Here is a 26,730-nt window from a genome sequence, read left to right as displayed (position 1 = left end):
AATTTGCGCACGCTAATTGTTTTAATGAAAAAATATCAAAATCGTTTTGCTCTTTTGCGCAACGATTACGCATATCGAAAGAAGAAGGGATATTATGTCGTCAAAGCTTATTAGGGGAACCTTTATTCTGACTCTTGGAACGATGATTTCCAAGATGCTTGGTTTATTTTATGTGATTCCATTCACACGGATTGTTGGGCTGCAGGGAACGCAGCTTTACCAATATTCCTATATACCTTATACAATTTTTATCAGTATTGCCACAGCGGGGATACCGCTTGCGGTTTCGAAGTTCATCGCAAAATACAATGCGCTTGAAGAATATGCGGTAGGCAGGAAGCTTTTCAAGTCTGGCCTCGTTGTGATGATGTGCACGGGGATTGTTTCCTTCCTCGCCCTTTATTTTTCCGCTCCATTGTTATCAACTGGGAAGGATCTGCCTGCCGAAGATATTACATCGGTTATTCGCGCTGTTTCTTTTGCGTTAATCATTGTCCCGTTCATGAGTATGATTCGCGGCTTCTTCCAGGGGCATCAATCGATGGGTCCATCGGCTGTTTCCCAGGTTGTTGAGCAGGTCGTCAGGATTGTCTTTGTTATAGCAGGAGCCTATGTTATTTTAAAATTCCTTGATGGCAACACGGTTGACGCTGTCAGGGCCGCAACATTTGCCGCGTTCGTCGGCGCGGTTGGGGGTCTTTTTGTACTGGGCTGGTATTGGGTAAAAAGGAAGCCGGGCCTAGATGTCCTTTTGGAAAAGGATAAAGGCACTGTGGATATATCGCTCAAGGAAATGTATAAGGAGATTCTTATTTATGCCGCGCCTTTTGTACTTGTCGGAATTGCCAATCCGCTTTTTCAGTTCATTGACCAACTGACATTTGAAAGGGCATTGGTTGCAATTGGCTCTAGCAAGAAGGCTGCTGGAGAGGCTTTTTCCATCCTGAACTTCCAGTCACACAAGCTTGTCATCATCCCTGTTTCACTGGCAACAGCTTTTTCGCTGACTCTTGTACCAAGTATTACGAAAGCATTTGTGGAAAATGATCGGAAAAGCCTGAACAGGCAGCTGAACCAGACGTTCCAGGTCCTCCTGTTCCTGACGCTTCCCGCAGCAGCTGGACTTTCCCTGCTTGCTGAGCCGTTTTATACCGTCTTCTATGGCCATATGGAGTTGGGGACTGAAGTGCTCAGGATGTACGCGCCTGTGGCGATTCTCTTTTCTCTATATGCGGTGACCGCTGCCATTTTGCAGGGGATTAACCAGCAAAAATGGACAATTCTTAGCCTGCTAACAGGCCTGCTTGTTAAGTTTGCTTTGAATATACCGCTCGTTAAGCTGTTTGAAACAGATGGGGCGATTTTGGCCACTTCCCTAGGGTATAGTTCAGCGATTGTCATTAATTTAATTGTGATTAAAGTTTTTTCGAAATATAAATTCAGGCTCGTTGTCCGCAGAAGTTTGCTCATTGTCATTTTTGGCGCGCTTATGCTTGCAGTGACGGCAGGAATCTATAAGTTGCTGACGGCCTTCCTGTCACCAGCTTCCGAGATGCAGTCGCTAATCATCATCTTCATTTGCGCGCTTGCAGGCGGTACTGTTTATTTCTACTTTTCATTTAAAACCCGCCTAATTTACTATTTGTTTGGCGAAAAGGTTGACCGGCTCTTGGGCAAACTTAGACTGCGTGCTTAAGATAGTTTGGTTATGCCAGGGGACTGTTTTTGCAAAAATTCCCTTGAAAAGGAGGGGACAGGTTGAGAATCGATAAAATGCTCGCCAATCTTGGTTTTGGCAGCAGAAAAGAAGTAAAAAAGCTTTTGAAAGACGGGGCTGTGAAAGTAAATGAAAAGCTCGTTAAGGATCCGAAGCAGCATGTCGATCCGGAAAAAGATGTTGTCACGCTAAACGGGGCCGTCATCGAATATAAAGAATTTATTTATTTAATGATGAACAAGCCGCCAGGTGTGTTGTCCGCAACGGAGGACAACCGGGATGAAACGGTTATCGACTTGCTCGAGCTCGAGGACCAGGTTTTTGAGCCGTTTCCGGTTGGCAGGCTTGATAAAGATACTGAAGGACTGTTGCTGATTACAAACGACGGGCAGCTCGCCCACCGGCTCCTTTCACCGAAAAAGCATGTACCGAAAACGTATTTCGCTGTTATTGAGGGTGAGGTAACCGAAAAGGATGCGGAGGCCTTTAAGAAAGGCGTAACGCTTGATGACGGTTATCACACAAAGCCGGGAGAATTGAACATTCTGAAGTCTGGTTTGATGTCGGATATCGAATTGACGATTACTGAAGGAAAGTTCCATCAGGTGAAAAGGATGTTTCAGGCAGACGGCAAGCGGGTCGTCTACCTGAAGAGGCTGTCGATGGGGCCGCTCGCCCTCGATGAAACGCTGGAGCTGGGTGAGTACCGGGAACTGACAGACGATGAAATTATCATGTTAATGGATTATGAACCTTAATTGGTGAACGGCCGGGGAAGTGTTAAGCTTCCGCCGGCCGTTTTTTATTGTAAGAAAGTTTCTGTTTCAATCGCAGGCCGCGTTGGAAATGTAGTGGAATCCCCTCTGAAATAGAACTGTAAATTGTGACGGAATTTTGACAGACTCGGATATCAGTGGAAAATTTTTTGATATAATGAAAAATTTATTGATATATGGCAAAAATTTATTGATAAAGCTGAAAAAGTCTTCGATATATGCAAAAGCCGCCAAAACAAGTGAAATTTAATCCCGTTTTACAGCCTTCACTATAGACGAGTTTCCTGCGAACCGCCAAACAATATAGTGAAAACGCCAGTCAACCCCTTTATTTGGGCGATGCTGGCGTTTTTTTCTTTTAAAATAGAGTGAAAAGTGCATTCGAAGAAAAAAGCGTTCAAAAATATAGCTGAAATGCAAAATCTACGATAAAATTATTTGTAATATTATGTAAGTGACTTAAGGGGGAAGGTGAACACAATTAATCGAATGCTTATTTTCGGAATTTTGCTCTCCTTAATAGTTGCAGGCTGTTCCCATGAACAAGTCAATGAAAAGCCATTTCACGTCCCGGTGAAGACGGAGAACAATAAGAATGTGGTAGTTACGGATGATGGCAAAATTACGTTCAAAATCTATAATACGGCTAAAGTCCCGGATGCACAGGTGGAAGCCCTAAAGAAAGAAATTTCAAATGCGTATAACGTGATCCAAAAATCAATTAAGACAGACTACGTGCCCTCTGAAAGAATTGACATTTTTCTTTTGGAAGGCAGCAAACCGTCTGCGGGTTTTCGAAATAAAATAGAATTGTATGGGGTTCGGACAGGGAAACATCCGCTTGTCCATGAACTCACCCATTCCATCCAGGGATATGGTGAAAATTTTGATTCAACAAGCAGAGGCTACCTGACCCAGGAAGGCTTTGCGGAATATATGGAACAAACGTATGGGCAGCAAAAATACCCAATAAATAAGATGATGAAATATTTTATGGTGAAATCCAGGATAATTCCACTTAGTAAGCTAACGAACCTTGAAGAGGACGATAAACTTTTCCGTCCACCTGGCACGGATCCGAAAGAGATTTCGATTCAAATCATGAGTTATTATCACGCTGCATCATTTGTAACGTATTTAATTGACCAGTATGGCCTGGATGCTTTTGAAAAAATTTATAACCAGGACAATTTGCCGGAACGAATGCAGGCTGTTTACGGAAAGAGCTTAAATGAGCTGGAAGGGGAATGGCTGGCAAATATCGAGGAAAACTTCTCTGAACCGGACATGGCGGAAAAAATGAAAATAGACCAATTTTATTTTTTGGAGTCCACAGTAGACTCACTTGACCAAGGGATTTTTAAAAGAGATTGATATTTCGCCTCTCGAATGAAGCACTGGAACCGTCCCCTGCCTCAAATAAAATGCCGCTCGTTAGGTGAGCGGCTTCAATTGTTATATTGTTTTTTTGCGCGTAATTGGGTTTGCGCTTTGTTAGGAGGATATTTTTACTTTTTTTTGTGTGGTTGTCCATTTGCCGCGGCTTGTGCTTTTGACTAGGTCGTTGTAGGCAAGGACGTTTAAGTCGCGTTGAATGGTACGAGGAGTGATGCCGAATTCCTCTACTAGGTCCTGTGTTGTCACAGTCCCGTTCCTGGAGATGAACAAATAGATGCATTTGATTCGGTTTAACATACGGTTAGTTGAAGGTTTCACAAAACCACTCCCTATCCATTTTTCAAACCATTGGCATATCCTGCTGACGGCGGCTGGTTATGATTCTTTTCGGGAATCTTTCCTGCAGCCACTCCTTTCAAAACTTCCATTTTCCTAATTGTATCCCTAAATCCTCAGAATATCCACCCAATTTAGGGAATTTACAAAATATTTACCTTTTTTCGCTTTGATTATTCGGATTTCCAAGGAAAATATCTCCCTTTTTATACTATATTCCCCAGTTCTTAATGAATATGAATAAAAGAGTGAATTTTCGGTAAGTATTGCCGGCGGAATAGGATTTTTTTAAAATCCAGCTCCAGCGCCTAGCCCCTCGAGGTCTTAAGCCGATTCCCTCCGGAGGGCAGGCCCATCCTGCGGGACTCGGCTTAAGCTTGTCGGGGGTGATCAAGGCGTTTGCGCTTTTTTTTCTTAACGCTTCGTTTTTTAAAAAAACACTGGTAAGATTAGTCCCATAAAGAAATTCTAGGAGTATGGGAAAGTTTCCATATATAATAGTGGGAGGTTTTCTTGTGGAAAAGGTCAATTGGCTTGAAGAAGTAGAAAAAAGAAAGACTGAATTAATCGAAGACACCCAGAAGCTTTTGCAGATTAAAAGTGTCCTGGATGAAGAAGCGGTTTCAGTAGAAGCCCCGCTTGGGGAAGGAATAAAAGAAGCGCTCGACTTTATGCTGAACCTGGGTGAAAAGGATGGGTTCACTGTAATGAACACCGATAACCTGGCCGGGCACATTGAAATGGGTGAGGGGAAAGAGCTCGTCGGCATCCTTTGCCACGTCGATGTCGTTCCTGAAGGGGATGGCTGGACGAGCGATCCATATTCCGCCGAAATCCGCGACGGGAAAATCTTTGCCCGCGGTGCCCTCGATGACAAAGGCCCGACAATGGCCGCTTATTACGGGATGAAATTGATCAGCGAGCTTGGCCTTCCGTTAAAAAAGCGGGTCCGAATGATTATAGGGACAGATGAGGAAAGCAACTGGCGCTGTGTGAGCCGTTATTTTGAAACAGAAGAAATGCCTGGTCTTGGCTTTGCACCAGATGCGGATTTCCCGATTATTTTTGCTGAAAAGGGCATTTCCGACTTTGATCTCGTCCAAAATGAAACTCCTGCTGAAGAGGACGGCCAGCCACAGGTGGAAGTCCTCCAATTCCAATCGGGACGCAGGTACAATATGGTCCCTGATTATGCGAAAGCGGAAGTTCTTTTACATAACGGAGAAACGGAAATTATGCAAAAATTCCTGGATTGCATGGACCAGCATGGACTTGAAAAAGACGTCCATGTTGATGCCGGCATAACGGTTTTTGAAGTAAAAGGAGTTTCGGCCCACGGGATGGAGCCGGAGCACGGAAAAAGCGCGGGCCTTTATTTAGCGGAATTCATTTCGACACTCGAAACCGATCAGAAGGCCAAAAACTATTTCCGTTTTGCCGCTCGTTATTTCTTCAAAGATTCACGCGGCAACAGCCTGGGAATTGCGTATCGCGATGACATTGCAGGCGACCTCACGATTAACGTTGGCAGACTATCTTATTCAAAAGAACATGGCGGCTTACTTGGTTTGAACCTGCGCTACCCGGTTACGGCAACAATTGACGAGATAAAAATGAAATTGGAACCGGTCCTGAAAGAAAACGGCTTTCATATTGGCAAGTTTACAAACTCGAATCCACACCATGTCGATGAAAGTGACTTCCTTATCCAGACCTTGAAGAAAGTTTATGAAGAACAGACAGGCGACAAAGCTGAGCTTCTCGCAATCGGCGGCGGAACCTATGCCCGGTCGCTCAAATCGGGGGTCGCCTTCGGGCCGCTCTTCCCGGGCCGTCCTGATGTCGCCCACCAAAAAGACGAGTACATGTATATCGAAGATCTTTTAAAGGCAGCCGCCATTTATGCACAGGCAATTTACGAGCTTGCCAAGGAAGACTGAACGGAGGTAACCAAATGGAATACGTTATATTAAATGGAGAAATCCTTCCTCGCCAAGATGCAAGGATCGATGTAGAAGACAGGGGCTATCAATTCGGAGATGGCGTTTATGAAGTCATCCGCATATATAACGGTAAAATGTTCACCGTAACAGAACATCTTGAAAGGCTTGAAGCAAGCGCCGAAAAAATTGGCATGAAGCTTGCCTGGACAATCACGGAGCTTGAGGTCCTTTTTGCCAGGCTCATCGAAATAAACAGCCTCGAAACAGGCATTGTCTATATGCAAGTTACAAGGGGGATTTCTCCGCGCAGCCACGCCTATCCGCCTGCAGGCACCGCCCAGACACTTGTCGCCTATACAAGGAACATGCCCCGCCCGGAACTGAACTTTTCGGATGGAGTGAAAACGATTTTAACAGAAGACATCCGCTGGCTCCGCTGCGACATTAAAAGCCTGAACCTTTTAGGAAACATTATGGCAAAACAAAAAGCCGCCGAAGCAGGCTGCTACGAAGCCATCCTGCACAGGGGAGAAAAAGTGACCGAGGGGAGCTCCTCGAACATTTTCATCATCAAAGACGGTTCTATGTATACGCATCCAGCCAATAATTTCATCCTGAACGGAATCACGAGGCAGACAATCGAAAAACTATGCGCTGCACATGGCATTCCGTTTATTGAAAAGGAATTTTCCGTTGCTGAGCTTGAGGATGCCGATGAAGTAATTGTAGGAAGCACCACCTCAGAAGTCACGCCGGTTGTGGAGATAGAAGGCAAGCCTGTCGGAGACGGCAAGCCTGGCCATGTCACAAGGCAGCTTCAGAAGCTGTTTGACGGGGAAATTGAAAGGCAATGCGGGAAACTGGTTAAGGTTTAGCCGCGGCGCACAAAATATAAAAGTTAGTAAAGCTGCCCATTCGAGTATGGGCGGCTTTATTTTTTGATATGATAGGAATTATTGGGCCTAAAAAAAGGATGTTTTGCTAAAATAGTGTAAAAGGGTGATACGATGAGCCATTATTTTTTTGCCGCGGCGCTTCCGCATGAAACGAAGCTGGCAATGAAGGAAATGATGGATAAACTGAAACTGGACTATCCTTTCCGGCGCTGGGTGCACCATCAGGACCTGCATATTACGCTTGCATTCCTTGGAGCCGCACCGGAGGATAAACGAGACTTAGCAAGCACGCTTGTCGAAGAGGCTGTTGATGGGTATGAATCTTTCCCGATGGAAATAACCGGGTTGGGAACTTTCGGCAGAAAGGCTGAGCCGAGGGTATTCTGGGCGGGCCTTAGCGCAAGCGAGGAGTTGAAGAAGCTTAGAGATCTGGTTTTTCATGCGTGCGAAGGAGCCGGTTTTCAATTGGAAACGAGGCCGTTCGCTCCGCATGTTACACTGGCAAGGAATTGGAAAGGGGAAAGACCTTTTGCTGGGACCGGTAAAACTGGCCGGCTTGTTCCGGGATTTACCCTGGATGAGGTCGTCCTTTATCGAACAAATATGGACTCGGTTCCGAAATATGAACCCGTAAAGGAGTTCAGGCTTAGATAGACGTAAGATAGAAAGAGAGTACAATCGGGGAACGAGGTTTGGCTATGAAGAAGATTTATTTTATCGTAAACCCGAAGGCGGGGAATGGAAAGTGCCAAAGGGTATGGGAATCGGTTGAGAAGAAGCTTGCTGAGCTCCAAGTTTCCTATGAAGCCTTTTTTACTCACGATCAAGGCCATGCAACGGAACTCGCAAGAAAAGCGGCCAAATTAGCAGGTGGCAGGCAGGCCATCATTGCCGCGGTGGGCGGTGACGGAACAGCCCACGAAGTATTGAACGGGATAGAGAATAGAGAGAACATCGCCTTTGCTTTTATTGCCGGCGGATCGGGGAATGATTTTTCAAGAGGATTCCAACTTCCGGCCCGTCCCATCGACGCACTTGAAGAAATACTCGGTTTAGCGGAAACGGACCCCGCATATGCTGATTGTGGAAGCATTTCAATTAAAGGCGGCAGCCGCCTCTTTATAAATAGCGCAGGGATCGGTTTTGATGCGCTAGTTTCAAAAAAAGCCAATGAAACAGGCATGAAGGGAATATTTAACCGCCTGTCACTTGGCAAGCTTGTTTATGTATATGTTTTGCTGAAAGAGCTGTTTACGTATGAGCGGGGAACGGTTGAAGTAACGGCTGATGGCCTCCGGCATATTTTTGATGAAACGTGGTTTGTGACCGTGTCGAATCAACCTTTTTACGGGGGCGGGATGATTATTTCTCCGGAGGCCGTACCGGATGATGGGGAGCTGAATATAACGGTTGTCCACAAGCTGTCAAAGGTTAGGCTTCTGCTTGTGTTTATGAGTGTTTTCTCGGGGAAACATATATACTTTAAGGAAGTTCATACGTTCAAAGGAAGGGAGATATCCTTTGATTCCTCCCCGCTTTTGCATATTCATGCGGACGGAGAATATCTCGGCAGGAGTTCCTGGGGAAAAATCAAGGCTGTACCAGGAAGAACGAGAATTTTGTCAAAAAAGCTATTGAAAAAAGATTTACAGATGGGGGGTGAGGCGAATGGCTGATAATAGCATGGCATTTCTTGCCTATCTTGATCGGATGAATGCCATAACCGTACTGCTGCCTCTCCCTATGGAACACCCTGAACCGCATTCTTTTATTTTGCAAAATAATCTAGGCGAAGAAAAGCTGACGATTTTGGATCGGCATTCGGTAGAGGGTTACCTTAAACTTGTATGCGGGTTTTCGGGGGACTATTTATTTGGCACTGATCATTGGGTACTCTGCAGCAATGGAAACAGGGCAGACGTGCAAATAGGGGAAGTCATCCGTACAAGGGAGTTCGATGAAACATTTTATTACGATGGTGATGATTTGGGGGCGAGTTGCAAGGACCGCAGGACGATCTTTAAATTATGGGCTCCTACTGCCACGATGGCCAAGCTTAAGCTGTATCCCCCAGGTGCCAAATACTTTGAATTGGTCAAAATGGCGAGAAATGAAAAAGGTGTATGGTCCGTTGAAATGGACAAGGAACTTGAACTTTACCGATATACGTATATGGTGTCCTGTAACAAAGAGTGGAGCGAGGCCGTGGATCCATATGCGGTTGCGGTCACTGCCAACGGCGCTCTGGGGGTCGTGGCAAAACTTGAAAGAACTGAGATTCCACGGATTCAACTTCCGCCATTCAGCCATCCAGCTGACGCCATCATTTATGAAACTCATATCAGGGATTTCACTATTCATCCCCAAAGCGGGACTGAAAACAAAGGTTTGTATATCGGGGCAGCGGAAGAAAATACGGTCGGCCCTGACGGAAAGGCTACAGGGATTACCCATGTAAAAGAGCTCGGGATAACCCATATTGAATTCCTTCCTTTCAATGATTTTGCCGGGGTGGATGAAACGAGCGCGAACGAGGAATACAATTGGGGGTATAACCCATTGCATTTCAATGCACCAGAGGGGAGCTATTCTAGTGATGCTGCCGACCCCTATGTGAGAATCCGCGAATTGAAGGCGATGATTGAAACGATCCACAGTCTAGATTTGAGAGTGATGATGGATGTGGTGTATAACCATGTTTATATTCGTGAGCAATCCTCTTTTGAAAAGATTGTCCCTGGCTACTTCTTCCGCTACGATGAGGCCGGACTGCCGTCAGATGGAACCGGAGTCGGGAATGATTTTGCAACTGAACGGCTTATGGCACGGAAATTTATTCTTGATTCAGTCCGCTTTTGGGTGGAGGAATATAATATTGACGGGTTGCGCGTTGATTTAATGGGTATTCTTGATGTTCAAACAGTAAATGAAGTCCGCCAAGTTTGTAACCACATCAAGCCGGGCATGCTCATCATCGGGGAAGGCTGGGAATTGAATACGCCTCTTCCGCAAGGACAAAAGGCAACAATCCGCAATCAACACCAGCTTCCGTGCATTGGCCATTTTAACGACCGATTCAGGGATTCAATTAAAGGCAGCACCTTTAATTTGTATGAACGTGGGTATGCCCTTGGGAATGGGACTTATACAGAACAGGCGAAGGAAGCCATTGCAGGCAGCATCGGATTTCATTTTGAACAGGGCTTGTTCAGTGAACCTGGACAATCCGTCAACTATGTTGAATCGCATGATAACCATACATTGTGGGATAAACTGGAGGCATGCTTTGAGGATGTTGGAGAACTTCTAAAAATGAAGTGCCACCGTCTTGCAACGAGTCTCGTCCTTTTGTCACAAGGCATTCCATTCCTTCACAGCGGCCAGGAGTTTTTCCGGACAAAGGGAGGGGAAGGCAACAGTTATAAATCCCCCGACAGCGTGAACAGGCTAGATTGGGAAAGGAAAGCCTCTTTTCCGGAAAATGTCCGTTATATAAAGGGAATCATCGAAATCCGTAAAGCTTTTTCCTGTTTTCGGATGAGAACAGCAGGCCAAATCAAGGCGGACATGAGGGATATGGGGCTCGATTATCCGTTAATTGGTTTTTCCTATGAAAACGGAAAGGATGAAAAGATGCTATTGCTCGTAAACCCGACCGCTTTCATCCATCATATTGAGCTCCCGCGAGGAGAATGGGCAGTCTTAGCCGATGACCTGCAAGCTGGAACCGCACCGTTAAGAGTCATCCCTGATGGAGAAAAAGTCGTATCCGAACCAGTCAGTCTCATGGTGTTTTTGAAAAAATAATCCAATATTTTGTTTTTCTGTCCTCTTCCCCTTGACGAAAATTGGCGAAAGAAGCTAAAATTTAAAGATAGCTATTGCACGAGATATGACAATAGCTGTCTTTTTTAATATAAGACTGTATAAAGTTTGTCTAGCTCCAGCGCCCAGCGCCTAGTGTACTTCGGTCCCCTCGCTACGATAAGTCAACATCGATTCGCTCACGCTCATCGTGTTTCCTTTATCTCCATCGGGGCCCTCCAGTCCATACGGCGCTTAACGGACGCTTACGCTTTTCTTACTGCAATCATGACTTTGGCAAAAATAGATCCGCCTAACAAATACCGACGGCGGCCGGACATAATGTAGGTGACTTACTGTGGACTATATTTTAGGGGAAGATTGGGAAATAACCCCGGCCGGGGGAGCCACGGGGAAAGCATTTTTTGCGAGGCACCGAGAGCAGCAGCTTTTTTTAAAAAGGAATTCTTCGCCTTTTTTAGCTGTTTTATCTGCTGAAGGAATCGTGCCAAAACTTGTGTGGACAAAACGGCTTGAAAATGGCGATGTCATCACTGCCCAGCAATGGAAGAGCGGACGGGAGCTCCAGCCCGCAGAAATGGGTGATAAGCGGGTGGCGAAGCTTTTAAAAAAAATCCACACGTCCAAGCCGCTGCTGTCCATGCTGCTGCGTTTGGGCAAGACTCCCGTCCATCCGGAAAGAATACTGGCACAGCTGGGAGATGGCTTGGACCGGCAGGTGGCTGAATTGCCTTCGATTCGGAGGGCGCTTCTTTTTTTGCAAAAGGAAGTAGGGAATGTGCATCATGACGAGCAAGTTGTCTGCCATTGTGATCTCAATCATAATAACTGGCTGCTTGGCAAAGACAGCCGATTGTATTTAATAGACTGGGATGGAGCGATGGTTGGCGATCCTGCCATTGACCTGGGCATGCTCCTCTATTGGTACATTCCGGAAGAAAACTGGGAAGACTGGCTAAACCGTTACGGCATTGCACTGACCGATTCCCTGCGGCTGCGGATGAAATGGTATGTCACCGCCGAGACAATTGAATCTGTCCAGTGGCATAAGCTGAAAGGCCGCCATAAGGAAATGGAAAAGTGGGAACAATTTTTAACCAACTTAGTCTAGTTCCGCTGAGAATTGATCAATATCATTGACCCAATTGTTCAGCTGAGACTGATGGGATTCGATATGCGCATCCAAATTAGCGCTCTGCGCGCCGTGCTGGCTGTATTCATAGATTTCCTGAAGGATGCCTTTCACATTTTTGTTCATGCCTGTATTCACCATGAGTGATTTGACTAGCCGTTCAACTTGCTCACATTCGGCAACTGAACCACAGCAGTCATCGAGATGATTTGTTAATATGTCTTTCAGGATAGATGCCTGATCCCGGGTGCTCAATGGCATAGTGTCTCAATCCTTTCTTCTATACTGTTATGCGGGGAATCCATGTCTAGCTTATGGATTCCCTTACTTGTTTATACAAAGAATAGGCATGAACGGCTTGCAGAAGAGGAAAGTTCGTGCTAAAACTAATAAAGTGTTTATTTGTAAGTTACTGCTTCGGGCGCCTCTGGACGAAAAGGCCCTCGACGCTTTTCATATTTTAAAATAGGAGTGTCACTGATGAGATTTCGCAATAAACCATGGGCCGGGGAGAAAATCGCCCAATATCCACAATATGTCATTGCAGCCCCGGAAGAACATAAAGGAAAATGGCATGAAGTATTCGGAAACAACCATCCCCTCCATATCGAGGTAGGAACAGGTAAGGGCCGGTTCATCACCGGAATGGCGGAAGCAAACCCCGAGATTAATTATTTGGGCATCGAACTTCATCAAGGTGTACTCGCATCGGCTCTTGACCGCCTGATTGATGCTGAATTGCCAAATGTGAAGCTGTTGAACGTTAATGCTGCTGAACTGCTTTCCTATTTTGCAAAAAATGACGTCAGCCGCCTTTATTTAAACTTTTCCGACCCATGGCCGAAAACAAGGCATGAGAAGCGGCGCCTGACCTATAAAACCTTCCTTGAGTTGTATGAGCAAATATTGGTCGATGGCGGAGAAATTCATTTTAAAACCGATAACCAGGGCCTATTTGAATACTCGCTCGTCAGCTTTTCTGAATATGGGCTGCTGCTTAAGGATATCAGCTTAGATTTGCATAACAGTGAATTCGAAGGAAATATCATGACCGAGTATGAAGAGAAATTTTCCGGAAAAGGAAACAGAATCTACAGATGTGAAGTACAATACAGAACATAAGCTAAAGGCATTCATCCTTGTGGGTGAGTGCCTTTGTTTTCGTTATGGAGGCCGTTCCGTGACAGCCCACCGTGTTTTTGCCGTCGAGCTGTCACATAACCCTCCATTTACATGACAGTTTTGCAGCTCCCACTTCAAGGGTTAAGTTAATCAAAATCCATGGGGTCGAAAACGGAAAACGACAATCATTAATGGTAAAATGAGAAAAGTACGAAGAGGAGGGACGTCAATGGAGAAATTGAAAATCGGCAATCTTGAGCTTGTCTGGCTCAGGGGAGGGGTAACTCATATGGATGGCGGGGCGATGTTTGGAGTGGTGCCAAAGCCGTTATGGGAAAAAAGGTATCCGTGCAATGAAAAAAATCAGATCGAGCTGCGCTCTGATCCAATCCTGATTCAGCATAACGGGAAAAACTATTTGATTGAATCTGGGATGGGGAACGGTAAGTTGACAGATAAGCAAAAAAGGAATTATGGTGCGACAGAGGAATCCAAACTTGAAGCCTGGCTTGAAAAATATCTTCTTATACCGGAGGACATTGACTACGTCCTGATGACACACCTTCATTTTGACCATGCTTGCGGGCTGACAAAGCCTGAAGGCGATGGCTCTCATTCTTCCGTTTTTCCGAATGCAAAAATCATCGCTTCCAATGTGGAGTGGGACGAGATGAGGAATCCGAATATCCGCTCAAGGAATACATACTGGAAAGAGAACTGGGAAGCAATTGAAAGCCAGGTCGAGCCATTTGAAAACGAATGGAAACATGGGCCATTTACTATGATTCATACTGGCGGGCATAGTGACGGCCACTCGATTATCGTGATTGAGGACGGGGGAGAAATGGCAATTCACATGGCTGACCTGATGCCGACCCACGCCCACCTGAATCCGCTCTGGGTACTAGCGTATGATGACTATCCGATGGACTCTATTTTTGCAAAACAGAAATGGATTAACCGTGGGAGAGAAAGAGGAGCCTGGTTTACGTTTTATCACGATGCTTTCTACAGGGCTGTGAAATGGGATGAGCAAGGAGAGATTTCTGACAGTGTAAAGCGCGAGCGGTAACGAGACAAGGAGACTGGCATAACGCCTGTCTCCGAGCCGTTTCTTCCTATAGTCGATGGACATCCAATATGGTCCCTGTCGTGGCATCTGCAACAAATTCATATTGCTCGCCGGAACTTTCAAGATTTGGGGAAATTCTGGTGATGCCGCCTTTATAAACCCGATAGTGTATGCCGTTTTTATCGTAAGGCATTGATTCCATGTGGATCCAGGAGCCATTGACGGGTCCTGAAAGCTTGAATTGATCCTTGGTATGGTTCAAAACCTTCTGGGCAGGTACATCCCGATTATGGCCAATTGCTGTATTCACTGCATAAGCACCTGCTGCGCCTGCGGCGGCGCCGAGTAAAAAAGATTTCCAATTCATTCCATTCCGCCCCTTTGTTTGAGGATATCGTCTAGTATAGTATATCCTAGATGGTATATGAGGGAGTACTGTTTCGTATACAGAATTGGCAACAATCCTGAAAGTTCTGTAAACTATTCCTGTACATAAAATTAGGCAGCCGCAATGGTTCTGTTTAGAGGTAGGGAGATGCGAAATGAACGAAAAGACGTTAAATTTATTTAAAACATTAACCGAACTTCCCGGAGCGCCCGGGAATGAACATGCCGTAAGAAACTATATGAGGAAGCGCCTCGAGCCTGTTTCCGATGAATTGATCTACGATAATCTCGGCAGTATTTTTGGCGTGAGAAAGGGGAAAGAAGGCAACCCGAGAATAATGGTTGCCGGTCATATGGATGAAGTGGGTTTTATGGTTACCCAAATCACTGCGAATGGGATGATTCGATTCCAGCCCCTCGGCGGCTGGTGGAGCCAGGTTCTGCTTGCCCAACGTGTCCAGATCATAACAGAAAACGGACCGGTGGTCGGAGTGATTGGATCGATTCCACCGCATCTTCTGGATGAAACACAGCGGAAAAAACCTATGGAAATAAAAAACATGCTGATTGATATTGGCGCTGATGACAAAGAAGATGCTGAGAAGGCTGGAATCCATCCGGGGCAGCAAATCCTTCCAATCTGTCCGTTTACCCCGATGGCGAATCCGAAAAAGATTTTGGCAAAAGCATGGGATAACCGTTACGGATGCGGCCTTGCGATTGAATTGCTTGAAGAGGTCCATGGCGTGGAGTTGCCAAATACACTTTATTCAGGGGCAACCGTCCAGGAGGAAGTTGGCCTCCGCGGCGCCCAGACAGCGGCGAATCTGATTAAACCGGATTTATTCCTCGCGTTGGATGCGAGCCCGGCAAATGATGCAGCAGGAAATAAAGAAGAGTTCGGCCAACTTGGAAAAGGGACGCTCTTGAGGATATTGGACAGAACGATGGTTACTCATCGCGGCATGAGGGAATTCATCCTCGATACAGCTGAAACCCACAACATTCCGTATCAATATTTCGTTTCTCCTGGCGGAACTGATGCCGGTCGGGTCCACACTTCTTTAGAAGGAATTCCGAGCGCTGTAATAGGTATTTGCGCGCGCTATATCCACACCCATGCGTCAATCATGCATGTAGATGACTATGCCGCGGCAAAAGAACTACTTGTAAGACTGGTCAAGTCTTTTGATAAAACGACAGTCGAAACGATTAAATCGAACAGCTGAAAACTGGAAAGCTAAGGTCAATAATGATAAAGGGACAATAATCAGGGGCCTTCGCTTGGAATAATAGCGAAGGCCCCCCCTTTTTTTTATGACAAGTTTTTCCAGAATAACACCATGTCATCACGGAGGTTCAAGTATGAAAATCATAATTGGTTCAAAAAATCCGGCGAAAGTCTCCGCCGTTAAAAATGCATTTCAAACAGATGACTCCATTGAATTTATCGCGATGGATATCCCATCAGGTGTATCGGCCCAGCCTTTTTCTGATGAAGAAACGATTGAAGGTGCGATTAACCGGGCTCATGCGGCGTTAGAGGAAGGGAATGGTGAAATTGGGATTGGTCTTGAAGGAGGCGTAAATGCGACAAAACATGGCCTGTTTCTTTGTAACTGGGGCGCGCTTGTCCAAGAGGGCTTTCCTCCAATCATTGCGGGAGGGGCAAGGATTCCACTGCCTGATGAGATAGCCGGTAAGCTTTTAGCCGGCAGAGAACTAGGACCTGTAATGGATGATTATACAAAGAAAAAGGACATACGGGAAAATGAGGGTGCAGTCGGAGTTTTTACAAACGGGCAAATCAGCAGGACAGAAATGTTCACGCATGTAACAAAGCTTTTAGCGGGGCAATATGAATACAGAAAAAATAACCTTAATCCCCTCTCAATTCCAGCTGCGCAGCCAAAATGAAGGGTTGTCAGTCTTTCTTTGCGGGAGTATGATAGAATAAGAAACAAATTTTTTGTCGACTGATTCGCAAAAATCGACACAACCTGATTTCCTGCGTTCCTGACCTTGGGCAGGCATTTCGATTTTGCGGATACCTGCCGGGAGGGAAAATGATGAGAATTGTTAGGAAAGGGTTTGTAACGCTTCTAATGGCTGTCTTTTTGCTAGGAGGGTGCTCAAATGCCTCCTATGAGGATAAGAGCAAGCAAGCAGTTGAGGCTGCAAAAGCTGCGTTTGAGGAGAAGTCACAAAACACAAACAAGAATACAGGGGAAATTGGGTTTTATTTGCCTTTTGGTTTCGAGATAAAAGAAGGAAAGCCAAATAATATTATCCTTAAAAATGGCTCGAAAACATATATTCTCTTTTACAACCAAAATGAAAGCAAGGAAAGCAAGGTTGTTTACGAAGCATCCGTTGCCCAATATGAAGAGCTTGAAACAGACGAACAATTCCAGGGCAAAGGTAAGCTTGGATTTATCCTTATTGAAAGGCTGGAGGATGATATGAACATCCTTACAGCCGGTGTCGGCGGAGTAAAAATTACGACGGAGACAAAGACGAGCAGCCTGGATGAAGAGGCAAAGACATTGATGCAAATTGCCAATTCGGTTGAATTCAAAAAATGAAATGGGAGCGGAATGGCTTTGGAAGCCTTCCGCTTTTCTGTTTGTTTCCATGCGTTCTGGGGAATGTTATAAAGCAGGCAGAAATCAAAGGATTAGACCAGAGGAACGTTGATTGATATTATGAAGGAAAGATTGTTGCGATTTGGTGGAACGGGAGGAATAGAGTGATGAAACAGTTAGAGTCAATGGAGCAATTCGAGGAGTTAATGGCTTCGGGCAAACATGTGTTTATGTTTTCAGCCGACTGGTGCCCTGACTGCAGAGTGATCGAGCCAGTCATGCCGGAAATTGAAGAAAAGTTCAGCGATTTTTCGTTTGTATATGTAGACAGGGACAAGTTCATTGATCTATGTCAGCAGCTTGATGTATATGGAATACCAAGTTTCATTGGTTTTGAAAACGGGGAAGAACTTGGGCGGTTTGTTAGTAAGGACAGAAAAACGCCTGAAGAAATCACCGGTTTCATGACAGGCCTGCGTTAATGACCCATCCTCCATCTCTTAACGGAGATGGAGTTTTTTTGCTTCTTTCTTTGTACTAACGCATTTCCTTCGTGGCGTTTTCTATGCGACAGGAATTCGGTTCAGATCGGGTTTGTAGTCGCATAAGTGCTTTCTATGCGACAGGAATTCGATCCGGAGGAGTAATGCAGTCGCATAAGTGTTTTCTATGCGACAAGAATTCGATTCAGAGGAGTAATGGAGTCGCATAAGCGCTTCCTATGCGACAGGATTCCGTTCCAGATCGGGTTTGTAGTCGCATAAGTGCTTTCTATGCGACAGGAATTCGATTCAGAGGAGTAATGGAGTCGCATAAGTGCTTTCTATGCGACAGGAATTCGATTCAGAGGAGTAATGGAGTCGCATAAGTGCTTTCTATGCGACAGGAATTCGGTTCAGAGGAGTAATGGAGTCGCATAAGCGCTTCCTATGCGACAGGAATTCGTTCCGGAGGAGTAATGGAGTCGCATAAGTGTTTTCTATGCGACAAGAATTCGATTCAGAGGAGTAATGGAGTCGCATAAGTGTTTTCTATGCGACAGGAATTCGATTCAGAGGAGTAATGGAGTCGCATAAGTGCTTTCTATGCGACAGGAATTCGATTCAGAGGAGTAATGGAGTCGCATAAGCGGTTTGATGCTCCTGCGCCACAGAGTATTCGAGGAAGCTATTCCAGGTGGCAGCTTCGCCCCTCGGAAAGCGTGTGCCTCGAGACAGGCAAAGATCGCCTGTCTCTGCGATGCAAATTCCTTGGAGTTTTCCTTTGTGTCCCTGCGATGATTATTCTAAGAAGCTCTCCTTTGCGCAGTGGAAATCAACAACCAGGTTTAACACAGAAAAGGTAAAGAAATTGAAAATGATGATATTGGAGGCATAGATATGAAAATGGACAGCCGGAAAATGAGAAAAACCCTAGAGGAAAGGCTTTCGAAGCCAGGCAGAACGTTTTCCTATGATCGTGATAAAGATGAGCTGAGAGTAGAAAGCGAAGAAAGCGGAAAAGGCATCACTGTATCGCTCCCCGGAATTGTTGCCAGGTGGCATCAAAGCAAGGAAAAAGCGATTGATGAAGTCGTCTATTACATAGATGAAGGTCTGGAAGCGATGGACAGTGACCCGCAAATGTCGGGCGGGGAAAAGAAAGTTTTGCCTGTCATCCGTTCCGCTTCCTTCCCTGAAGAAGCGGAAGAGGGCAACCCTTTCCTCTATGATGAGCACACTGCTGAAACCCGGATTTATTATGCCTATGACATGGGCAAGTCATACAGATTGATTGATTCGAAGCTTTTGCAAAAAGAAGGCTGGGAACCGAGGAGAATACGGGAAATGGCGATGTTCAATGTCAGATCCCTGCCTGTGCCGGTAAAAGAGGACACTGTAGCCGGAAACACTTTTTATTTTCTGAACACGAATGATGGCTATGATGCAAGCCGGGTATTGAATAAAGGGTTTCTTGTGGAAATGCAGACAAGGATGTCAGGGACAATGGCATTGGCCATTCCTCATCAGGACGTTTTAATCATTGCGGATATCGTGAATGACACAGGTTATGATGTGCTCGCTCAGATGGCCATGAGTTTTTTTGCGGATGGAAAAGTACCCGTAACGGCCTTGTCCTTTCTGTTCGAAAACGGTGAGTTGGAACCAATCTTCATCCTAGGCAAAAACAGACCGGTAAAAAGGCCGAGACGCCCTTTGAAATAAATTTGTAATCATTCTGTTATCATCTTTTCTTTCCTAAACGTGTTACTATTGGACTATTCATTCGTTTTTTCGCTAATAATCGGTGAATCCTGTCGAAGTTTCGCGAAATCCTGATAAAATAGAGAGAAGAAGTTTTGGGAAAGAGTGATAGAATTGAGTTTATTTAAAAGTTTGTACCAAAGGTTATTTAGAGACATTGAGGATGAATATAACGATGAAATAGAATCCCGTATCGAGCAAAGAGAGAGACGTTCCTTTAAGGAACTTGATGTGAAAGTTGCTTTTGAATATCCAAAAGGAAATTTTCGTTTCCCCCTTATTCCAGATGATAAAAAGCTTCATCGAGAGGAAAGAAATGTTTCTTCAGAAAAAAAACAGGAGCCAATAAGCAGCCAAAACAGGGTGAAAGAGCAACAAACCGATGAACGTCCAGTTAAGAGAGTCAGGCCGTTTACGCCAACTTACATCCCTTCCCCCATTTATGGTTTTGCAAAAACGAATGAAAAGGTTAATAAAGAGGAAGAAGTTGAATATGAATTAAATGGATTTATTTCCGTGGAAGATTCCACAATTGATTCCATTTACATAGAACAAGCAAAAACTCCTGACCATTTTCAACAGGATGACAGTGTAGAGTCTTCTATGCAGCAGGAAAATGAAGCTTGTTCATTAGAAGAAGCCTTAGCAGTCTTACGTGTTTCAGAGGTTGGCGGACTAGAAGCCACGAAGGAACATGAGACTGACTTAAAACCTGCGTTGCCTGAGGCAGTGGAATCCTTGGTCAAAACAGAGGGGCACGCCATTCTTATGGAACCTTCTGGGGAGATGGAAGAAACAGAGGTTAGTCCTTATAAAGGAACGACCGGACTTGATGAGCTGGTTGAGGAAACAGCTGAAGACAATCAGGAGTCTGCAGTTGAAGCCGATTCCTCGGCAGTTCATACAGCTTCATCCGCATTAACTGAAACTACAGCGAGTCAAAGTGAAGCGAGCTTCGATGTGGATGAGGCAACTGCCGATAAACCAGCTCTAAAGGAAACGATTCCTTCACCGACAACACGGTCTACAAAAGCACGCTCTCATCTTCCTTTCAATGTTCTGATGCTGAAGCAAGATAAAAGAAAGCTGGAACAAAAAGCGGCTGAGAGAAGGCAATCGCCTCTGCCAGATGCAAGGAAAGAGCTTATAAAAGAAGGACCATCTAGTAGCGCGCCTGAAGTGAAACCAGTTATAGACAATGACTATTCATTTCCCGGCCTGTCCTTGCTAAACCCGCCGGTACAAGCTGAAGGAGATCCGGCCTGGCTTGCGGAGAGGAAGCAGATGCTGGATACGACTCTGTTTAATTTCAATGTTGGTGCAAAAGTGGTCAATGTAACCCAGGGACCATCTGTAACAAGATTTGAAATTCAGCCGGAACCGGGCGTAAAAGTGAATAAGGTAACGAATCTATCTGATGACATTAAATTGAGCCTGGCAGCCCGAGACATCAGGATTGAAGCGCCGATTCCCGGCAAGCATACGATCGGGATTGAAGTGCCAAATCCAAAATCGCGGCCAGTATTGATTAGTGAAATCATCGGCACCCCTTTATTCATGGAAAGTGCTTCACCACTAACAGCTGTACTGGGGCTTGATATTTCCGGGAAACCGATTGTCACCGATCTGAAGAAAATGCCGCATGGCCTGATTGCCGGCGCAACTGGCTCGGGTAAGAGTGTCTGTATTAATTCCATTTTAGTCAGCCTGCTTTACAAAGCGAGCCCGGATGACTTGAAGCTTTTGCTCATCGATCCGAAAATGGTTGAGCTTGCGCCTTATAACCGGATTCCTCATCTTGTCAGCCCTGTTATAACAGACGTTAAGGCAGCTACGGCGGCGCTAAAATGGGCAGTCGAAGAGATGGAAAAGCGGTATGAATTATTCGCGCATGCGGGGGTTCGCGATATTAACCGTTTTAATGAACTCGCCATGGAGACTAAGCGGTATTCAGATAAATTGCCGTTTCTTGTTATCATTATCGATGAGCTGGCTGATTTAATGATGATGGCCCCTGCTGATGTAGAGGAAGCTATTTGCCGGATCGCCCAAAAAGCGAGGGCTTGCGGCATTCATTTAATCATTGCTACACAGCGGCCATCAGTAGATGTCATCACCGGCCTGATTAAAGCGAATGTACCGACACGTATTGCCTTTTCGGTTTCTTCACAGGTAGACTCGAGGACAATCATTGATATTTCAGGAGCCGAGCGGTTGCTCGGTCGCGGAGATATGCTGTTTCTGGAGAATGGATCATCAAAGCCGGTAAGGCTGCAGGGAACCTTTGTGTCTGATGCCGAAATCGATAAGGTCGTTTCTTTTGCGCGGGAGCAAAGAAGCCCCAACTATTTGTTCGAGCAGGAAGAACTACTGAAAAAAGCACAGGTTACCGAAGAGGAAGATGAGCTTTTTTACGAGGCGTGCGAGTTTGTCATTGAACAGGGCGGAGCCTCGACCTCAAGCCTCCAAAGGCGTTTCAAAGTAGGCTATAACCGAGCGGCAAGGCTGATTGATATGATGGAAGTAGCAGGCTATATTTCGGGGGCCAGGGGCAGCAAACCGAGAGATGTCCTGATTTCCGAGACTGATCTGGAATCCATCCAGGCGGCCGGTTCGGTGCAATATTAAACTGTATGTAAAAATCATTTGGGCAGATACTGTAAATAATAGTATTTAGTGTTTCAAAGGCAAACATGGTATAATTTAATAATATGTTTTAGAAAGCAAGGATACGGCAACTATTTCCAATTAGCAATCGCTGTATCCTGTCATATACTGATTTACAGAAAGAAGTTTGTTGGAGGTTCTTTATATGACTATTTACCATTTGGTGGGGATCAAGGGATCCGGAATGAGTGCACTTGCACATGTACTTCACGACATGCATTATGAAGTGCAGGGCTCAGATGTCGAAAAGCGGTTTTTCACCCAACAGGCTCTTGAAAAAGCTGGAATAAAGATCCTTCCATTTCAAAAAGAAAATATACAACCGGGCATGGTTGTTATCGCGGGCAACGCATATCCCGACACTCATGAGGAAATTCAAGAAGCTGTGAGGTTAGGTTTGCAAGTGATTCGCTATCACACTTTTTTAGGGGACTTTATGCAAAACTTCATAAGCGTTGGAGTGACCGGGGCACACGGGAAAACATCGACGACCGGTTTGCTTGCGCATGTCATGAAAGGGGCTAAGCCCACTTCCTATTTGATTGGCGATGGAACAGGAAAAGGCGAGAAGGATGCGGCCTATTTTGTTTTTGAAGCATGTGAGTACAGAAGGCATTTTCTTTCTTATTTCCCGGACTATGCAATTATGACGAATATCGATTTTGACCATCCTGATTATTTTGCAAATATAGATGATGTATTTTCAGCATTCCAAGAGATGGCGCTTCAAGTCAGGAAAGGAATTTTTGCCTGCGGCGATGACGAACAGCTGCAGAAAATCCAGGCAAAAGTTCCGGTACTGTTTTATGGATTTAACGAGGATAATGATTTCCGGGCCCGGAATATCAATAAAAGCCCAAAAGGGACAACTTTCGATGTGTTTGTCCGTAATACGTTCTATGATTCTTTCTACATTCCTTCCTTTGGGGATCATAATATCCTGAACTCATTGGGGGTCATTGCGTTATGCCACTATGAAGGAATTGATGTTGAGATCGTGAAGGAACAGTTGCTCAGCTTTGAAGGGGTTAAGCGGAGATTTTCTGAAAAGGAATTAGGCGACCAGACGGTCATCGATGACTATGCGCACCATCCGACTGAAATTAAGGCAACCCTGGATGCTGCCAGGCAAAAATACCCCGACAGAGAAATCGTGGCTGTATTCCAGCCACATACGTTTACAAGGACACAGGCGTTCCTTCAGGAATTTGCCGACAGCTTGAACCTGGCTGATAAGGTTTATTTGTGTGATATCTTCGGATCAGCACGTGAAAACCATGGCAAGCTGACAATTAAGGATCTGGAAGAGAAGATTGGCGGCGCCGAAGTGATTTCAGAGGAGAGCACTAAGATTCTTCGAGAACATCAAGGAAGCGTCATTATCTTCATGGGCGCGGGAGATATCCAGAAATTCCAGGAAGCATACGAAAAAGCATTTAGTGCGTAAAATAAGAAGGATGCAGGCGGACCTGCATCCTTTTCATTATTTTAGATTTTCTGGATTCAATTTCTCGAGCTCAGGTACAACGAATTTTCCGTCTTTACGAATCAGCACATCGTCGAAGTAGATTTCCCCGCCGCCGTATTCGGGGCGCTGGATGTTGACCATGTCCCAATGGATGTTGGAATGGTTGCCGTTGTAAGCATCATCGTAGCATTGCCCAGGTGTGAAGTGGAAGCTCCCATCAATTTTCTCGTCGAACAGGATATCCTGCATTGGATGCTGGATGTACGGGTTGACGCCGATGGCAAACTCGCCGATATAGCGTGCACCTTCATCTGTGTCAAAAATTTTGTTGATGCGCTCTGTATCATTGGATTCGGCTTCAACTATTTTTCCGTCTCTGAATGTCAGTTTGACATTTTCAAAAGTAAAGCCCTGGTACGGCGAAGGAGTATTGTAAGTAATGACGCCATTTACGGAATCTCGCACTGGCGCGGTATACACTTCACCATCTGGAATGTTGAGGCGGCCGGCACATTTGATTGCCGGGATATCCTTGATAGAGAAGGTTAGATCCGTTCCCGGCCCTTTGATTCTCACTTTATCCGTCCGATCCATTAGCTCGACAAGGCTGTTCATTGCTTCATCCATTTTGCTGTAATCAAGGTTACATACGTTAAAATAAAAATCTTCAAATCCCTCAGTGCTCATTTTTGCCAGCTGGGCCATTGAAGAAGTTGGGTAGCGGAGGACAACCCATTTCGTGTTTGGCACACGAATATCGCGGTGGACCTTTTTGCCAATGGTCTTGCCGTGGATTTTCATTTTCTCATCCGGGACATCTGCGTGTTCGCTAATGTTGTCCCCTGAACGAAGCCCTATGTATCCATCCATTTCTTTCATGACTGCTGCTTCAAAATCAGCCATCATTGAATATTGCTCTTCCTGTGCCCCTAGAAGGAGTGACCGGTCAACTTGATGGTCCTTTAACAGGACAAATGGGTATCCCCCAGCCACATAGGCTTCTTTCACAAGCGCGTTTACGAGTTCGCGTTGTAGACCGAAGTTTTCGATCAATACCTTTTCTCCCTTTTGGAGCTGGACAGAATAGTTGATCAGGTTCTTGGCAAGCGTTGAGATTCTTGGATCCTTCATGTTTACTGCCTCCATTGTTTAAGTTATTTTTGCAACTAAGTTGATTGAAGCGGAGGGCACCGACTCCGGCGGGATGCAGCGGCAAGGTGGAGACCCCATGAAAAGCGGAAGCGCCTTGGTGGGGCGACAGGCTTAAGACAAGCCGGCCAGAAGGCGCAGTTTGCCTTCTTGACGGATTGGCTTAAGACCCCGAGCCCCTAGGCGCTGTAGCTAGACTGACAGGCGCTAAAGCGCCGAGGAGGCTCCACTGACGCCCCGCGGAAAGCGTGTGCCCGGAGTGGAAATCAACAACTACTTTAGATATGTCCCTTTTAGTTTAACCGAAAGCAAAGATAATGTTGATAAAATGGGCTCGATTCTTGGCGGAAACATTTCTTTTCTTTTAGAAGGAAAAAAAATAGTTTTATGGAAATAATATTAGAGGTACCTGTTTAGTGAGAAAAGGTACGGGTAAAAGTAAATGTAATTAACGGAGGTGTAACATATGGAAATCATTCTTTATTTAAGCGTGGCAGTCATTGCCATTGCGTTCCTCGTATTGGTCATTTCCTTATCGAAAACATTGAAATCACTCCAGGTTACCCTTGAGAGTGTTTCAAAGACTCTTGTTGGGCTTGAAGGACAGCTGGACGGCGTGACAAAGGAGACGGCAGTACTTTTGCATAAAACGAATGCTCTAGCGGATGATATACACAGGAAATCAGAAAGCTTGAACACAGTCGTAGATGCAGTAAAGGGTGTCGGGGAGTCAGTCAACAAGTTTAACCAATCGGTACAGACGATTGTTGGGTCAGTTGACAGGCAGATTGACCAGAACAAAGAAAAAATTTCCCAAATTGTCCAATGGAGCAATGTTCTTCTTGAATTGAAGGACAAGTGGAATGCTAGGAAACAGGCTGCCGCGGCGGCTGATGTGAAGAGGGAATTGATTGAGCCCAAAAAACAAAGGGCTAAATTACAATAAGGAGGCAATTCGTATGGCAGGCAGAGACAATGATATGAGGGATTACGAGGATCGGAATGTTACTTCAAGGGATTTTCTTACAGGTGCTGTTATTGGTGGTCTGATTGGTGCAGCTGCGGCCCTTTTCCTGGCTCCAAAATCAGGGCGTGAGATGAGGGAAACGGTATCCGGGCAGGCTGCGGTACTTAAAGAAAGAACAGCGCAAATGAAGGACACGATGGTGGAGAAAACAAATGAACTCACAACGATGACAAAAGAAAAAACGTCGTCTCTTACCCAGGCGGTCGCCCAGCAATCTTCCAATTTGATGGATAAGGTGAAGGGCAATACTGAAAATCTTGGAGAGCAGGGCGCAGATGAACAGGAAGATGAGACGGAGTACATCCCGTTGGAAATGTCGAATAAGCCGTTTGAGGAACTGACACTTGCAGATGATACGGAAGTTAAGGAGAAGCTTGAGGATATTAAAGAAGCATTGGATGAGGAAGAGAGTAAGTACAATAGCTAAAATAGTTTCACCCGGGCCAAATATTTGCACGGAGAAGCGGTGAAGTGATACGATTGCTTCACCGTTTTCTAATGTCTAGATAATTGATAAGGGGAGTGGAACCATTGATCAACACACTGGAATCGATTGAACAGCTCGAGGAAGTTTTGCAAAAGGAAAAGAAAGTAATGATCTTGAAGCATAGCAGTACCTGCCCGATTTCACATGCAGCATTCGAAGAGTACGGTGAATTTGCAGGTCAGGAAGAGATTCCTTCATGGATGCTGATTGTCCAGGAATCCCGGCCGCTTTCAAACTACATTGCTGAAAAATATGGAATTGAGCATGAGTCACCACAGGCAATTCTCTTTGTTGATGGGAAGCCCGCCTGGAACGCATCTCATTGGAAAATTACAAAGCGGTCTCTTGCTGAAGCCGCTATAAGTTAAAAGGCATCCGCGTGATGCCTTTTTCGTTCGTTAGGAAACAACCAGGTGCAGATTCTCGCCGCCACCGTATTATAGGAAGATGTGGCTGCAATACATAATAAATAACAATTCCTGTTATGAATGTAAAAGTGG

At 45.3% G+C, this 26,730-nt stretch carries 25 protein-coding genes; 21 read left to right on the top strand and 4 right to left on the bottom strand.

From position 1 onward, the window contains the following. The first annotated feature begins 94 nt into the window (after window positions 1–94). From D1B31_RS11460 to D1B31_RS11450, 3 genes are all read left to right on the top strand, one after another. Window positions 95–1,696, top strand: coding sequence for a putative polysaccharide biosynthesis protein (locus tag D1B31_RS11460; RefSeq protein WP_118920916.1), 1,602 nt, complete (start codon window positions 95–97; stop codon window positions 1,694–1,696). A gap of 62 nt (window positions 1,697–1,758) precedes the next feature. Next, the gene (locus tag D1B31_RS11455; protein ID WP_118920915.1) at window positions 1,759–2,475 is read left to right on the top strand and encodes a pseudouridine synthase; all 717 of its coding nucleotides are present in this window, start codon (window positions 1,759–1,761) and stop codon (window positions 2,473–2,475) included. Window positions 2,476–2,982: 507 nt separating this feature from the next. Further along, window positions 2,983–3,867, top strand: a complete 885-nt coding sequence (locus tag D1B31_RS11450; protein WP_118920914.1) for a gluzincin family metallopeptidase — start codon at window positions 2,983–2,985, stop codon at window positions 3,865–3,867. 120 nt (window positions 3,868–3,987) lie between these two features. On the opposite strand, the gene D1B31_RS11445 is transcribed toward D1B31_RS11450, so the two are convergent. Further along, a complete protein-coding gene (locus D1B31_RS11445) occupies window positions 3,988–4,209 on the bottom strand; it encodes a DeoR family transcriptional regulator (RefSeq protein ID WP_118920913.1) in 222 nt (73 codons plus the stop codon). Between the two features lie 533 nt (window positions 4,210–4,742). On the opposite strand from D1B31_RS11445, the gene pepV reads away from it, so the two are divergent. The 6 genes from pepV to D1B31_RS11415 all read left to right on the top strand — a co-directional run bounded on the left by pepV (window position 4,743) and on the right by D1B31_RS11415 (window position 12,002). Then, window positions 4,743–6,167 carry a dipeptidase PepV gene (gene pepV, locus D1B31_RS11440; protein WP_118920912.1) on the top strand — a complete coding sequence of 475 codons (1,425 nt, stop codon included), beginning with the start codon at window positions 4,743–4,745 and terminating at the stop codon, window positions 6,165–6,167. A gap of 14 nt (window positions 6,168–6,181) precedes the next feature. Continuing rightward, complete coding sequence (dat, locus tag D1B31_RS11435) at window positions 6,182–7,045, top strand: D-amino-acid transaminase (protein WP_118920911.1); 864 nt, start codon at window positions 6,182–6,184, stop codon at window positions 7,043–7,045. A 132-nt stretch (window positions 7,046–7,177) separates the two neighbouring features. After that, on the top strand, window positions 7,178–7,720 hold the full coding sequence (thpR, locus tag D1B31_RS11430; RefSeq protein ID WP_118920910.1) for an RNA 2',3'-cyclic phosphodiesterase: 543 nt from the start codon (window positions 7,178–7,180) through the stop codon (window positions 7,718–7,720). Between the two features lie 44 nt (window positions 7,721–7,764). Further along, window positions 7,765–8,742 carry a diacylglycerol/lipid kinase family protein gene (locus tag D1B31_RS11425; RefSeq protein WP_118920909.1) on the top strand — a complete coding sequence of 326 codons (978 nt, stop codon included), beginning with the start codon at window positions 7,765–7,767 and terminating at the stop codon, window positions 8,740–8,742. Further along, the gene (pulA, locus tag D1B31_RS11420) at window positions 8,735–10,873 is read left to right on the top strand and encodes a type I pullulanase (RefSeq protein ID WP_118920908.1); all 2,139 of its coding nucleotides are present in this window, start codon (window positions 8,735–8,737) and stop codon (window positions 10,871–10,873) included. The genes D1B31_RS11425 and pulA overlap by 8 nt, the downstream gene beginning before the upstream one ends. A gap of 355 nt (window positions 10,874–11,228) precedes the next feature. Beyond that, a complete protein-coding gene (locus tag D1B31_RS11415; RefSeq protein WP_118920907.1) occupies window positions 11,229–12,002 on the top strand; it encodes a phosphotransferase family protein in 774 nt (257 codons plus the stop codon). On the opposite strand, the gene D1B31_RS11410 is transcribed toward D1B31_RS11415, so the two are convergent. After that, a complete protein-coding gene (locus tag D1B31_RS11410; protein ID WP_118920906.1) occupies window positions 11,994–12,284 on the bottom strand; it encodes a YtzH-like family protein in 291 nt (96 codons plus the stop codon). The two genes, D1B31_RS11415 and D1B31_RS11410, sit on opposite strands and share 9 nt — an antisense overlap. A 219-nt stretch (window positions 12,285–12,503) precedes the next feature. On the opposite strand from D1B31_RS11410, the gene trmB reads away from it, so the two are divergent. Further along, window positions 12,504–13,145: a tRNA (guanosine(46)-N7)-methyltransferase TrmB gene (gene trmB / locus D1B31_RS11405; protein WP_118920905.1), complete on the top strand. Its 642-nt coding sequence runs from the start codon at window positions 12,504–12,506 to the stop codon at window positions 13,143–13,145. A gap of 229 nt (window positions 13,146–13,374) precedes the next feature. After that, window positions 13,375–14,217, top strand: a complete 843-nt coding sequence (locus D1B31_RS11400) for a YtnP family quorum-quenching lactonase (RefSeq protein ID WP_118920904.1) — start codon at window positions 13,375–13,377, stop codon at window positions 14,215–14,217. Between the two features lie 46 nt (window positions 14,218–14,263). Here the strand turns inward: D1B31_RS11400 and D1B31_RS11395 are convergent, their stop codons facing one another. After that, a complete protein-coding gene (locus tag D1B31_RS11395; RefSeq protein WP_118920903.1) occupies window positions 14,264–14,584 on the bottom strand; it encodes a PepSY domain-containing protein in 321 nt (106 codons plus the stop codon). 175 nt (window positions 14,585–14,759) lie between these two features. Here D1B31_RS11395 and D1B31_RS11390 point away from each other — a divergent pair, with 175 nt between their 5' ends. From D1B31_RS11390 to murC, 7 genes are all read left to right on the top strand, one after another. Then, window positions 14,760–15,833, top strand: a complete 1,074-nt coding sequence (locus D1B31_RS11390) for a M42 family metallopeptidase (protein WP_118920902.1) — start codon at window positions 14,760–14,762, stop codon at window positions 15,831–15,833. Between the two features lie 136 nt (window positions 15,834–15,969). Further along, entirely contained in the window at window positions 15,970–16,521 is a 552-nt protein-coding gene (locus D1B31_RS11385) for a DUF84 family protein (protein WP_118920901.1), read from the top strand. Window positions 16,522–16,670: 149 nt separating this feature from the next. After that, a complete protein-coding gene (locus D1B31_RS11380) occupies window positions 16,671–17,189 on the top strand; it encodes a hypothetical protein (RefSeq protein ID WP_142922581.1) in 519 nt (172 codons plus the stop codon). A 167-nt stretch (window positions 17,190–17,356) separates the two neighbouring features. After that, window positions 17,357–17,671: a thioredoxin family protein gene (locus D1B31_RS11375; protein WP_118920899.1), complete on the top strand. Its 315-nt coding sequence runs from the start codon at window positions 17,357–17,359 to the stop codon at window positions 17,669–17,671. Between the two features lie 897 nt (window positions 17,672–18,568). Beyond that, window positions 18,569–19,393 (top strand): DUF1444 domain-containing protein, encoded by an 825-nt coding sequence (locus D1B31_RS11365; protein WP_240035246.1) that lies wholly within the window; start codon window positions 18,569–18,571, stop codon window positions 19,391–19,393. Window positions 19,394–19,546: 153 nt separating this feature from the next. Then, a complete protein-coding gene (locus D1B31_RS11360) occupies window positions 19,547–22,060 on the top strand; it encodes a DNA translocase FtsK (RefSeq protein WP_240035245.1) in 2,514 nt (837 codons plus the stop codon). A 184-nt stretch (window positions 22,061–22,244) separates the two neighbouring features. Next, window positions 22,245–23,546: a UDP-N-acetylmuramate--L-alanine ligase gene (gene murC, locus D1B31_RS11355; protein ID WP_118920897.1), complete on the top strand. Its 1,302-nt coding sequence runs from the start codon at window positions 22,245–22,247 to the stop codon at window positions 23,544–23,546. Between the two features lie 36 nt (window positions 23,547–23,582). Here the strand turns inward: murC and D1B31_RS11350 are convergent, their stop codons facing one another. Beyond that, window positions 23,583–24,698: an aminopeptidase gene (locus D1B31_RS11350; RefSeq protein ID WP_118920896.1), complete on the bottom strand. Its 1,116-nt coding sequence runs from the start codon at window positions 24,696–24,698 to the stop codon at window positions 23,583–23,585. 484 nt (window positions 24,699–25,182) lie between these two features. Here D1B31_RS11350 and D1B31_RS11345 point away from each other — a divergent pair, with 484 nt between their 5' ends. The 3 genes from D1B31_RS11345 (at window position 25,183) to ytxJ (ending at window position 26,598) form a co-directional block, all read left to right on the top strand. Next, window positions 25,183–25,662, top strand: coding sequence for a DUF948 domain-containing protein (locus D1B31_RS11345; RefSeq protein WP_118920895.1), 480 nt, complete (start codon window positions 25,183–25,185; stop codon window positions 25,660–25,662). Window positions 25,663–25,675: 13 nt separating this feature from the next. Further along, the gene (locus D1B31_RS11340) at window positions 25,676–26,170 is read left to right on the top strand and encodes a YtxH domain-containing protein (RefSeq protein WP_118920894.1); all 495 of its coding nucleotides are present in this window, start codon (window positions 25,676–25,678) and stop codon (window positions 26,168–26,170) included. A 104-nt stretch (window positions 26,171–26,274) separates the two neighbouring features. Next, window positions 26,275–26,598: a bacillithiol system redox-active protein YtxJ gene (gene ytxJ, locus D1B31_RS11335; RefSeq protein WP_118920893.1), complete on the top strand. Its 324-nt coding sequence runs from the start codon at window positions 26,275–26,277 to the stop codon at window positions 26,596–26,598. Window positions 26,599–26,730 lie beyond the last annotated feature (132 nt).

Source organism: Neobacillus notoginsengisoli, assembly GCF_003515685.1.
Lineage (GTDB): Bacteria > Bacillota > Bacilli > Bacillales > Cytobacillaceae > Bacillus_D > Bacillus_D notoginsengisoli.
Note: the sequence above shows the minus strand (reverse complement) of the source record. Positions and strands in the feature narration are given on the sequence as shown.

What these genes read in the sequence shown, in the direction of transcription:
- D1B31_RS11375 (WP_118920899.1), top strand. Translation starts at nt 17,357, where the DNA reads ATGAAACAGTTAGAGTCAATGGAGCAATTCGAGGAGTTAATGGCTTCG.
- D1B31_RS11380 (WP_142922581.1), top strand. Translation starts at nt 16,671, where the DNA reads ATGATGAGAATTGTTAGGAAAGGGTTTGTAACGCTTCTAATGGCTGTC.
- D1B31_RS11340 (WP_118920894.1), top strand. Translation starts at nt 25,676, where the DNA reads ATGGCAGGCAGAGACAATGATATGAGGGATTACGAGGATCGGAATGTT.
- D1B31_RS11385 (WP_118920901.1), top strand. Translation starts at nt 15,970, where the DNA reads ATGAAAATCATAATTGGTTCAAAAAATCCGGCGAAAGTCTCCGCCGTT.
- D1B31_RS11410 (WP_118920906.1), bottom strand. Translation starts at nt 12,284, where the DNA reads ATGCCATTGAGCACCCGGGATCAGGCATCTATCCTGAAAGACATATTA.
- D1B31_RS11390 (WP_118920902.1), top strand. Translation starts at nt 14,760, where the DNA reads ATGAACGAAAAGACGTTAAATTTATTTAAAACATTAACCGAACTTCCC.
- D1B31_RS11400 (WP_118920904.1), top strand. Translation starts at nt 13,375, where the DNA reads ATGGAGAAATTGAAAATCGGCAATCTTGAGCTTGTCTGGCTCAGGGGA.
- pulA (WP_118920908.1), top strand. Translation starts at nt 8,735, where the DNA reads ATGGCTGATAATAGCATGGCATTTCTTGCCTATCTTGATCGGATGAAT.
- D1B31_RS11450 (WP_118920914.1), top strand. Translation starts at nt 2,983, where the DNA reads ATGCTTATTTTCGGAATTTTGCTCTCCTTAATAGTTGCAGGCTGTTCC.
- dat (WP_118920911.1), top strand. Translation starts at nt 6,182, where the DNA reads ATGGAATACGTTATATTAAATGGAGAAATCCTTCCTCGCCAAGATGCA.
- trmB (WP_118920905.1), top strand. Translation starts at nt 12,504, where the DNA reads ATGAGATTTCGCAATAAACCATGGGCCGGGGAGAAAATCGCCCAATAT.
- D1B31_RS11365 (WP_240035246.1), top strand. Translation starts at nt 18,569, where the DNA reads ATGAAAATGGACAGCCGGAAAATGAGAAAAACCCTAGAGGAAAGGCTT.
- D1B31_RS11425 (WP_118920909.1), top strand. Translation starts at nt 7,765, where the DNA reads ATGAAGAAGATTTATTTTATCGTAAACCCGAAGGCGGGGAATGGAAAG.
- D1B31_RS11460 (WP_118920916.1), top strand. Translation starts at nt 95, where the DNA reads ATGTCGTCAAAGCTTATTAGGGGAACCTTTATTCTGACTCTTGGAACG.
- thpR (WP_118920910.1), top strand. Translation starts at nt 7,178, where the DNA reads ATGAGCCATTATTTTTTTGCCGCGGCGCTTCCGCATGAAACGAAGCTG.
- D1B31_RS11350 (WP_118920896.1), bottom strand. Translation starts at nt 24,698, where the DNA reads ATGAAGGATCCAAGAATCTCAACGCTTGCCAAGAACCTGATCAACTAT.
- D1B31_RS11395 (WP_118920903.1), bottom strand. Translation starts at nt 14,584, where the DNA reads ATGAATTGGAAATCTTTTTTACTCGGCGCCGCCGCAGGCGCAGCAGGT.
- murC (WP_118920897.1), top strand. Translation starts at nt 22,245, where the DNA reads ATGACTATTTACCATTTGGTGGGGATCAAGGGATCCGGAATGAGTGCA.
- D1B31_RS11345 (WP_118920895.1), top strand. Translation starts at nt 25,183, where the DNA reads ATGGAAATCATTCTTTATTTAAGCGTGGCAGTCATTGCCATTGCGTTC.